General features: G+C 57.3%; 8 protein-coding genes, 1 tRNA gene and 1 pseudogene. 7 read left to right on the plus strand and 3 right to left on the minus strand.

What is annotated here, in order from left to right:
- The first annotated feature begins 27 nt into the window (after positions 1 to 27).
- Both C7534_RS31630 and C7534_RS31635 read left to right on the plus strand, forming a co-directional pair.
- Positions 28 to 2172, plus strand: a complete 2145-nt coding sequence (locus C7534_RS31630; protein ID WP_109788202.1) for a 3-hydroxyacyl-CoA dehydrogenase NAD-binding domain-containing protein — start codon at positions 28 to 30, stop codon at positions 2170 to 2172.
- Positions 2173 to 2267: 95 nt separating this feature from the next.
- Positions 2268 to 2990, plus strand: coding sequence for an amidotransferase (locus C7534_RS31635; protein WP_109788203.1), 723 nt, complete (start codon positions 2268 to 2270; stop codon positions 2988 to 2990).
- 83 nt (positions 2991 to 3073) lie between these two features.
- Here the strand turns inward: C7534_RS31635 and C7534_RS31640 are convergent, their stop codons facing one another.
- From C7534_RS31640 to C7534_RS31650, 3 genes are all read right to left on the minus strand, one after another.
- Positions 3074 to 4045, minus strand: coding sequence for a magnesium and cobalt transport protein CorA (locus C7534_RS31640; protein WP_046027082.1), 972 nt, complete (start codon positions 4043 to 4045; stop codon positions 3074 to 3076).
- A 147-nt stretch (positions 4046 to 4192) separates the two neighbouring features.
- Positions 4193 to 4915: a lysophospholipid acyltransferase family protein gene (locus tag C7534_RS31645; protein ID WP_109788204.1), complete on the minus strand. Its 723-nt coding sequence runs from the start codon at positions 4913 to 4915 to the stop codon at positions 4193 to 4195.
- A 215-nt stretch (positions 4916 to 5130) separates the two neighbouring features.
- A complete protein-coding gene (locus C7534_RS31650) occupies positions 5131 to 5820 on the minus strand; it encodes a crotonase/enoyl-CoA hydratase family protein (RefSeq protein WP_046027080.1) in 690 nt (229 codons plus the stop codon).
- 308 nt (positions 5821 to 6128) lie between these two features.
- On the opposite strand from C7534_RS31650, the gene C7534_RS31655 reads away from it, so the two are divergent.
- The 5 genes and pseudogenes from C7534_RS31655 to C7534_RS31675 all read left to right on the plus strand — a co-directional run bounded on the left by C7534_RS31655 (position 6129) and on the right by C7534_RS31675 (position 8858).
- A tRNA-Ser gene (locus C7534_RS31655) sits at positions 6129 to 6218 on the plus strand.
- A gap of 306 nt (positions 6219 to 6524) precedes the next feature.
- Positions 6525 to 6728: pseudogene (locus tag C7534_RS33185) on the plus strand (hypothetical protein).
- Between the two features lie 162 nt (positions 6729 to 6890).
- The gene (locus tag C7534_RS31665) at positions 6891 to 8177 is read left to right on the plus strand and encodes a serine hydrolase domain-containing protein (RefSeq protein ID WP_442963241.1); all 1287 of its coding nucleotides are present in this window, start codon (positions 6891 to 6893) and stop codon (positions 8175 to 8177) included.
- Between the two features lie 27 nt (positions 8178 to 8204).
- Positions 8205 to 8525 carry a YbjQ family protein gene (locus C7534_RS31670; protein ID WP_046027078.1) on the plus strand — a complete coding sequence of 107 codons (321 nt, stop codon included), beginning with the start codon at positions 8205 to 8207 and terminating at the stop codon, positions 8523 to 8525.
- Between the two features lie 144 nt (positions 8526 to 8669).
- On the plus strand, positions 8670 to 8858 hold the full coding sequence (locus tag C7534_RS31675; RefSeq protein WP_046027150.1) for a hypothetical protein: 189 nt from the start codon (positions 8670 to 8672) through the stop codon (positions 8856 to 8858).
- The last annotated feature ends 126 nt before the right edge of the window (positions 8859 to 8984 follow it).

An 8984-nucleotide genomic window follows, 5' to 3' on the forward strand; every position in this document is an offset into this window, starting at 1 on the left:
GCCCCCGACTTCCAAGGAAACATGTTCATGACTGAAGCCATTCGTTACGAAAAGGGTCAGGACCAGATTGTCGTCCTGACCATCGACATGCCGGGCCAGAGCGCCAACACCATGAACGCGGTCTACCGCGAAGCCATGGAGGCCTCCGTCGCTCGCCTGGTCGCTGAAAAAGACAGCATTGCCGGGGTCATCATCACCTCGGCGAAGAAGACGTTCTTCGCCGGTGGCGACCTCAATGAACTGATCAAGGTCGGCAAACCCGAAGCCAAAGCGTTCTACGACATGGTGCTGACCCTCAAAGGTCAATTGCGCACCCTGGAAACCCTCGGCAAACCGGTGGTGGCGGCGATCAACGGCGCAGCATTGGGCGGCGGCTGGGAAATCTGCCTGGCGTGCCACCACCGCGTGGCGCTGGACAATCCGTCCGTACAACTTGGCTTGCCGGAGGTCACGCTGGGTCTGTTGCCGGGCGGCGGCGGGGTGGTGCGCATGGTGCGGATGCTGGGTATTGAGAAAGCATTGCCCTACTTGCTGGAGGGCAAAAAAGTCCGGCCACAACAGGCATTGCAAGCGGGTTTGATTGACGAGTTGGCGAAAGATTCTGGCGAGCTGCTCAGCAAGGCACGGGCCTGGATTCTGGCCAATCCGACGGCGGTACAACGCTGGGACGTGAAGGGCTATCAGATCCCCGGTGGCACACCGTCCAGCCCGAAAGTCGCGCAGATGCTCGCCATCGCGCCATCGATCCTGCGCAGTAAAACCCAAGGCTGCATGCCGGCGCCGGAGAAAATTCTCTGCGCAGCCGTTGAAGGTGCTCAGGTGGACTTCGACACCGCGCACCTGATCGAAACCCGCTATTTCACCGAATTGACCACCGGTCAAATCTCTAAAAACCTGATCGGCACGTTCTGGTTCCAGCTCAACGAAATCAACGCCGGCGGTTCGCGGCCACAGGGTTTTGCCCCTTATGTGACGCAAAAAGTCGGCGTGCTCGGTGCCGGGATGATGGGCGCCGGCATTGCATTTGTCAGCGCATCGGCGGGCATTGAAGTGGTGCTCAAGGACATCAACCTGGCGGCAGCCGAGAAGGGCAAGGCCCATTCGGCGGCGCTGCTGGACAAAAAAGTCGCGCGGGGCCAGCTACTCCCCGAGCAGCGCGAGGCGATTCTGGCGCGGATCGTGACCACTGAAAGCGATGCTGACCTGAGCGGTTGCGACCTGATCATCGAGGCGGTATTCGAAGACCGCGAGCTCAAGGCCAAAGTGTCCTCGGCCGCGCAAAAAGTCGTCGGCCCGGCGGCGGTGATCGCCTCCAATACTTCGACCTTGCCGATCAGCGGCCTGGCCACGGCTGTACCGGATCAGACCAAGTTCATCGGCCTGCATTTCTTCAGCCCCGTAGAGAAAATGCCGCTGGTAGAAATCATCAAAGGCGCGAACACCAGCGACGAAACCCTGGCTCGCGGGTTCGATTTCGTCCTGCAAATCAAGAAAACTCCGATTGTGGTCAACGACAGTCGCGGTTTCTTTACTTCGCGGGTATTTGGCACCTTCACCAACGAAGGCATCACCATGCTCGGCGAAGGCGTCAGTGCGCCGATGATTGAAACCGAAGCCCGCAAGGCCGGCATGCCCATCGGACCACTGGCGATCTCTGACGAAGTTTCCCTCAGCCTCATGAGCCATATCCGCCAGCAAACGGCCAAAGACCTGCAAGCCGAAGGGAAACCGCTGATTGAGCACCCGGCCTTTGCCGTGATTGACTTGCTGCTCAACGAATACAAACGGCCCGGCAAAGCGGCAGGAGGCGGTTTCTACGATTACCCGGCCGCTGGCCAGAAACATCTGTGGCCCGAGCTGAAAAGCCGTTTCGAGCAGCCAGACAGGCAGATATCGCCCAAGGATGTGCGTGATCGCCTGTTGTTCGTGCAAGCCCTGGAAACCGTGCGCTGCGTGGAGGAGGGCGTGCTGATGTCGACGGCAGATGCCAACATCGGCTCGATCTTCGGCATCGGTTTCGCGGCGTGGACGGGGGGCGCGCTGCAATTCATCAATCAGTACGGGGTGAAAGACTTCGTCGCCCGAGCCCAATACCTGGCCGCGCAGTATGGCGAGCGCTTCAATCCGCCGGCCTTGTTGCTGGATAAAGCCGCCAAAGGGGAGACGTTTTAAGGGACCGATGACGCCTCGCGGGGCTTGCCTTGGAACGGTGTTTCGAGGCAGGCTCTGGGGTGTGCATTATTCCCATCACGTGTCAGGTATTTTTTATGTCGTTACGCATCTGCATTCTGGAAACCGACATCCTGCGTCCAGAATTGGTCGACCAATATCAGGGCTACGGGCAGATGTTCAAACACCTGTTTTCGCAGCAGCCTATCGCGGCCGAGTTCACGGTCTACAACGTGATGCAGGGCGAATACCCCAGCGATGATCTGATCTTCGACGCTTATCTGGTCACCGGCAGCAAGGCCGACTCTTTCGGCACCGACCCGTGGATCGAAACCCTCAAGGCGTACCTGCTGACCCGTTACGAGCGCGGCGACAAACTGCTGGGCGTGTGTTTCGGCCACCAGTTGCTGGCGTTGTTGCTGGGCGGCAAAAGCGAACGTGCCAGCCAAGGCTGGGGCGTCGGCACCCACAGTTACAAATTGGCGGCGAAAGCACCGTGGATGAGCCCGGTCAGGGAAGAGTTGACCTTGCTGATCAGCCACCAGGATCAAGTGACGACGCTACCGAAAAACGCCACAGTCATCGCCTCGAGCGATTTCTGCCCGTATGCGGCTTACCACATCAACGATCAGGTGCTTTGTTTCCAGGGGCATCCGGAATTCATTCACGATTACTCACGAGCGCTGCTGGAAATCCGCCAGCAAGCACTGGGCGAGCAAATCTACTCCAAAGGCGTAGCCAGCCTTGAGCATGAGCATCATGGCGCTACGGTGGCGGAGTGGATGATGCGGTTTGTGGCGCACAAGCCAGAAACGGTTTAATGCCAACACATGCCAGCTCCCACAATGCTGATTTCCTGTGGGAGCGAGCCTGCTCGCGATTGTCACAGACGACTCGGTATTGACTAAAGCCACCCCGACTTCTTGAAACTCGCCCATAAACCCGTACACCCCACGGCAATAAACCCCAGTACCCCGAAGTACCCGTATTGCCACGCCAGCTCCGGCATGTTCTGGAAGTTCATCCCGTAAATCCCGGCCACTGCCGTCGGAAACGCCAGAATCGCCGCCCACGCTGCAAACTTGCGCTGCACCACGCTCTGACGTGAAGCCTCCAGCAGCACTCCAATTTCGATCGTCTGGCTGGCAATGTCGGCCAAAGTCGTCAGGTCTTCCATCTGTCGTGTGACGTGGATCTGCACATCGCGGAAGTAGGGGCGCATGTTCTTGTCGATAAACGGAAAGCTCAGCTTCTGCAGCTCTTCACCGATCTCCACCATCGGCGCAGCATAACGACGCAGGCGCAAGACGTCCCGGCGCAGGCCATGAAGCTTCTGGATGTCATGTTCATTCAGCGCGCTGCACAACACGTTGCGCTCCAGCTCATCAATCTCGGCATGAATCGCTTCGCCCATCGGCTGGTAGTTTTCAATCACGAAATCGAGGAGGGCATAGAGGACGAAATCTTCCCCGTGCTCAAGCAATAACGGACGCGCCTCACAACGCTGTCGGACATAGGCGTAGGACGCGGAGTGACCATTGCGTGCGGTAATGATGTAACCGTTGCCGGCAAAGATATGCGTCTCGATGAATTCGAGTTTGCCTTCCTTGCGAATCGGCGAGTAGGTGACGATGAACAGTGCATCGCCGAAGGTTTCGAGCTTCGGTCGGCTGTGTTTTTCCAGGGCGTCTTCGATGGCCAGTTCATGCAGGTTGAACTGGCGTTGCAGGTTGGCCAGTTCCTGGGCGTCCGGCTCTTCGAGGCCGATCCAGACAAAATGGCCGGGCTTTGCGGCCCAGGCTGCGCCTTCATCCAAGGTGATATTGGTGACTTTCTTACCGGCGCTGTAAACCGCAGCAGCAACAACTCTACCCATGATTCAAGTTCACTTCTTTTTAGCAGGTGGCAGTGGCAGGCAATCTTCAGCTTAGCCTTGTCTACTGCTTGAGAGTGAGCAAACTCTGCATCGTTCGCAGGCGAAAGTTCGCAGGCAAAAGAAAACCCGCACCAGGCGGGTTTCTTTTTACGCGGCTTGCAGTTGCCGATCCATCGAAGCGATGCACTCGCGCATCTGTTCGCGGCACTGGTCCATTAGCATGGGCATATCGTCCAGGCTCAACCCCACCGTCGGAATCGCCGGCAACGAACGAATCAGAATCTTCCCACTGCGCCAGCGGTTCAATCGCATGTGTTTGACGTAACTGCTGACACACACCGGCACGATCGGCACGCCGGCAGCAATCGCCATCTGGAACGCGCCTTTCTTGAATGGCAGCAGCTCTTCGCCAAGGTTGCGCGTGCCTTCCGGGAACACCCAGATAGACGTGTCTTCATGCTGCAAGGTGTGAGTGGTGGTCAACATCGACTGGCGCGCCTTGTGCGCATTGCCGCGGTCGATCAACACGTTCCCGGCCAGCCAGAACAACTGCCCGAACAGCGGCACCCACTTGAGGCTTTTCTTGCCGATGCACACGGTGCGGCGGGGCACCACGTTGCCGAATACGAACAGGTCGTAGTTGGACTGGTGATTGGCAATAATCACGCAGCTCTCGGGTTTATCCATCAATGGCCCGACGTCAGCCTTCACCCGTAAACGCAAAATGCACATCGCCGGCCACGCATACAGGCGTGCGCACAAACGGCTGTTGTCCGGGTTGAACGGGCGACACAGGCCCAGAAACACCCCAAGCACTCCGGCCAGAATAAAGTGCAGGCCCATCAAGAACATACGAAACACAAACAGCATTTACAGGCCCCACCGGGACAAAAGGTGGCGCAGTGTACGGATGTGCACTGTTTTCGGCAATTGCCGCTATAGAAGGGGGAGATAGGCGATATTTGTGCGCATGTTTCCGACTTGTTGGTCAGTCGCATACTAGAGCGGTTACAGACCTTTCATCGCGATGCGTAAGAAAAAGCCCGACACGACGGTCGGGCTTTTCGGTGCAGCGAGTTTTGGGCTTAACCCAAATGCTCCTGATCCAGGATGATCGCGTTGTCCAGCGTCTCCAGCAACGCCTTGCGCACTTTCAACTTGGTGTTCTTGTGCGCGGTCATGTTGATCTTCTTCAGCTGACGAGCCGCCGCCAACGCTGCGCCTTGCAGCTCTTCGGCCGACACCACCGCGTCGAGGAAACCGGCATCGACAGCGCTCTGCGGGTTAAACATCTCGCCATTGATCACGGAACGGTGGAACGCCGACTTGCGCAGGCGATCACGGGCGATCTCGATACCGGCGTGGTGCATGGTCATGCCGATCTGCACTTCGTTCAGGCCAATGCTGAACGGGCCATCGACACCGATGCGGTAATCCGCCGACAACAGCAGGAACGCGCCCTTGGCCACAGCATGCCCAGGGCACGCGACGATCACCGGGAACGGGTGCGACAGCAGGCGACGGGCCAGTGTCGAACCGGCCGTGACCAACGCCACGGCTTCTTTAGGGCCGGACGTCATCACCTTCAAGTCATAACCACCCGACAGAATCCCGGGCGTACCGGTAATGATCACCACCGCACGATCAGTCACGGCCTGATCCAGCGCAGCATTAAACGCAGCAATCACGTCCGGAGAGATGGCATTGACCTTGCCATTGCTCAAGGTCAGGGTCGCGATACCGTCTTCGAGATGGTAGGAAATCAACTCACTCATGACGCTATTCCTTGTATGAAAGTTGGGGCAGACGTTACCCACCACGGCAGGCCAGGTAAAGCGCCGTGACTGACCCGCCAGTCACCCTTTCCCCGTCGGGCAAGCGTAGCCGGCCACACCCGTCGCGTATTCCTCTCTATATAGAAGGAAGGGCGAAGCCAGAGATTGGCAGGTTTGCCATGGCCCGGAACCCGCCGGAACGACTAAAACGCTAAGCGCATGAAAATTCTGCAAAAAAAGTTTGCCATCGGAAAAGGTTTCGACTACATTAGCGCGCCTCGACAGACAGAACATGTTTGACGAGATACGGTGAAGTGTCCGAGTGGCTTAAGGAGCACGCCTGGAAAGTGTGTATACAAGAAATTGTATCGAGAGTTCGAATCTCTCCTTCACCGCCAAATTCGATGTAACCAAAACCCCTGATTTCGAAAGAAGTCAGGGGTTTTGTGGTTTCTGGTGTCTGGAGTTTGTGAACGACGCTGGAGTTTCCGAGTTTTATGTAGGACGAGTCTTGGGCGTGTGGGGCGTAACGCTGGAAAGCTAGCAGGTTAGGTGCTTCCACGGGAAATGCGCTCCACATAGCCCATCTCGGGACGGGTTGTTCGCTTTGGGCCTTAGGGTTCAAGATGAAAAAAAGGGCAGCACACCTCAGGGGCGCCCCATTTCCCTGGAATGGACTGACGCGCTTTATGCAGGAAATGACCATGAAACAGGCCGAGCTCGAAAAGCTCCACGTTGAAATCATCAAGCTGCTTGCTGAGCAGCGCAAGCTGAATGCCGAGGCGAGCAAGTTGAATACCGAAGCCGGCAAGATGACCCGTGAAACCTTTTGATGCCCGGTGGCGATCGCCATCGGGATGATTGGGGCGGTGGCAACCGTCACGGCGGTGTTGATTAAGCTTCTTTAGCCTCTGATTTTTTTCAATGGGCTTGGATAGTTGATTTCATTTGGCGCCTCGAAAAGCCTGGTCTTCAGCCTCGTCACCCACCTGTTAGACTGCCCGAACCCCTCGAACGGAATCGACACCATGTCCCGCCCACGCGCCACTTACCGCCGCTAGGTCATATCTATTGCCGCCGTGTTGGCGTGCACTCTGTCATCACTCGCCACCGCAACAACATTCCCGGACGCCGAAGCCAGCGACCCCGCTAAACTCGGCTGGATGGTCGGCTCGCCACCCCCTGCTGATCGCACCGTACGCTTCGAAGACGGCAGCTATTTCCAGTTCCCGGCGATGCGCTGGAGCGTCTCGAACTTCCGGCAACTCATGCCTACGATCAACGTCTCACGAGGTCTCGGCGCCCCTGTGCCATTGGCGTCCTTGTTGCGCAACGATATCGACGCCATCAGCTTCACGCCGCTCGGCGCTAAAAAGCCGATGACCTGGGATCAATCCCTGGCGGCCACTTACACCGATGGAATTGTGGTGATGCATTGCGGCAAGGTTGTGTACGAGCGTTACTTCGGCGTGCTGAAACCCGAAGGTCAGCACGCGGCGATGTCGGTGACCAAGTCCGTAGTTGGCACATTGGGCGCGATGTTGGTCGCCGAAGGGCGAATCGACGCGAACAAGCCTGTTGTCGAATACGTTCCCGAGTTGGCAGCTTCCGCGTTTGGCAGCGCCACGGTACGTCAGGTCCTCGATATGACAACGGCTCTGAAATACAGCGAAGACTATGCCGACCCAAACGCAGAAGTATGGGCTCACGCAAAAGCGGGTAGCCCCTTGCCCAAGCCAAAGGACTACACCGGGCCGCGAAGTTACTACGAGTTTTTGCAGACCGTTCAACTGCAAGGCGAACACGGCAGTGCGTTTGGCTACAAGACCGTCAACACCGACGTATTGGGCTGGATCATCGCCCGAGCGACCGGCCGCAACGTGGCGCAGTTGTTGTCGGAGCGCATCTGGAGTCGACTGGGCGCCGAGCAGGATGCCTATTTCACGGTGGACTCTATCGGCACGCCGTTTGCCGGTGGTGGATTGAATACTGGCTTGCGAGACCTCGCCCGATTTGGCGAGATGTTGCGCAATGATGGGCTGTTCAATGGCCAGCAGATCGTGCCCAAAGCGGTGGTGGACGACATTCGCCGTGGCGGCGACAAACAGGTTTTTGCCAAGGCCGGCTATGACTTGTTGAAGGGCTGGAGTTATCGCTCGATGTGGTGGGTGACGGACAAGGAGGGCGGGGCATTCATGGCGCGCGGTGTTCATGGTCAGCGCATTTATGTTGATCCGAAAGCCGAGATGGTGATTGTTCGTTATGCCTCGCACCCGGTTGCCAGTAACTCGGCGAATGATCCGGTGACGTTGCCGGCGTTTGATGCGTTGGCCGCGTATTTGTCCAAGTTGCCTTGATTCGCTGTTTATTAAGAAGGAATTCCTATGATCACCACCACAACTCACGCCATCGAAGGCCGCCAGATCACCGCTTACCTGGACATCGTCAGCGCCGAGTCGGTGCAGGGCATAAACGTTGTTCGCGACATGTTTGCCGGGATGCGGGATTTTTTTGGTGGGCGTTCCCAGACGTTGGAGCGAGCGTTGAAGGAAGCGCGGATTCAGGCGACCGACGAAATCAAGGAGCGGGCGCGAGCACTTCAGGCGGACGCGGTGGTGGGGCTTGATTTTGAGATCAGCATGCCGGCAGGCAAGGGCGGGATGGTGGTGGTGTTTGTGACAGGGACGGCGGTGAAACTGAGATGAGGTGAAACGTGGGCCATTCGTCGGGCACGCGGAAATCTGAATTCCAAGTCCGGTAATGACCGACTAGTCTCAAAACCCTTGGTGATCGATATTTTTCAGGCAAAGGGCTTTGCCGGTGTCGATCCATTTGAGAGGGGAAGAGGTATGGCTGATCCGTATATCGAAGACGACGGGGCTGAATTTCCGATCAACAATTGCGTTAAATGCGGCCAGACAGAGTATGTGGCGGGCTTTGGGGAAGACCCGATCCAGACCAGCAAAGTGAAATCGACGACGCCCAGAGGGCCGAAGGCCAAATTTCTGCCGAGAGTGGCGGCGCCTTCCAGGAAGTAATCGTTAACTGGACAGACCCCGCCATCGAGCGTAATGCTGTTCACTTAAGTATTTGAGTCCCAGCCGGGCTTCCCCGAAAATCCGATGCCAGACCTCTGGCATCGGATTTTTTATGTCTGTTCAACA

The sequence above is a fragment of the Pseudomonas sp. OV226 genome (assembly GCF_003148705.1).
Classification (GTDB): Bacteria; Pseudomonadota; Gammaproteobacteria; order Pseudomonadales; family Pseudomonadaceae; genus Aquipseudomonas.

Coding starts and splice junctions, on each gene's coding strand:
- C7534_RS31645 (WP_109788204.1), bottom strand. CDS start 4,915: ATGCTGTTTGTGTTTCGTATGTTCTTGATGGGCCTGCACTTTATTCTG.
- C7534_RS31675 (WP_046027150.1), top strand. CDS start 8,670: ATGGCTGATCCGTATATCGAAGACGACGGGGCTGAATTTCCGATCAAC.
- C7534_RS31650 (WP_046027080.1), bottom strand. CDS start 5,820: ATGAGTGAGTTGATTTCCTACCATCTCGAAGACGGTATCGCGACCCTG.
- C7534_RS31630 (WP_109788202.1), top strand. CDS start 28: ATGACTGAAGCCATTCGTTACGAAAAGGGTCAGGACCAGATTGTCGTC.
- C7534_RS31635 (WP_109788203.1), top strand. CDS start 2,268: ATGTCGTTACGCATCTGCATTCTGGAAACCGACATCCTGCGTCCAGAA.
- C7534_RS31670 (WP_046027078.1), top strand. CDS start 8,205: ATGATCACCACCACAACTCACGCCATCGAAGGCCGCCAGATCACCGCT.
- C7534_RS31640 (WP_046027082.1), bottom strand. CDS start 4,045: ATGGGTAGAGTTGTTGCTGCTGCGGTTTACAGCGCCGGTAAGAAAGTC.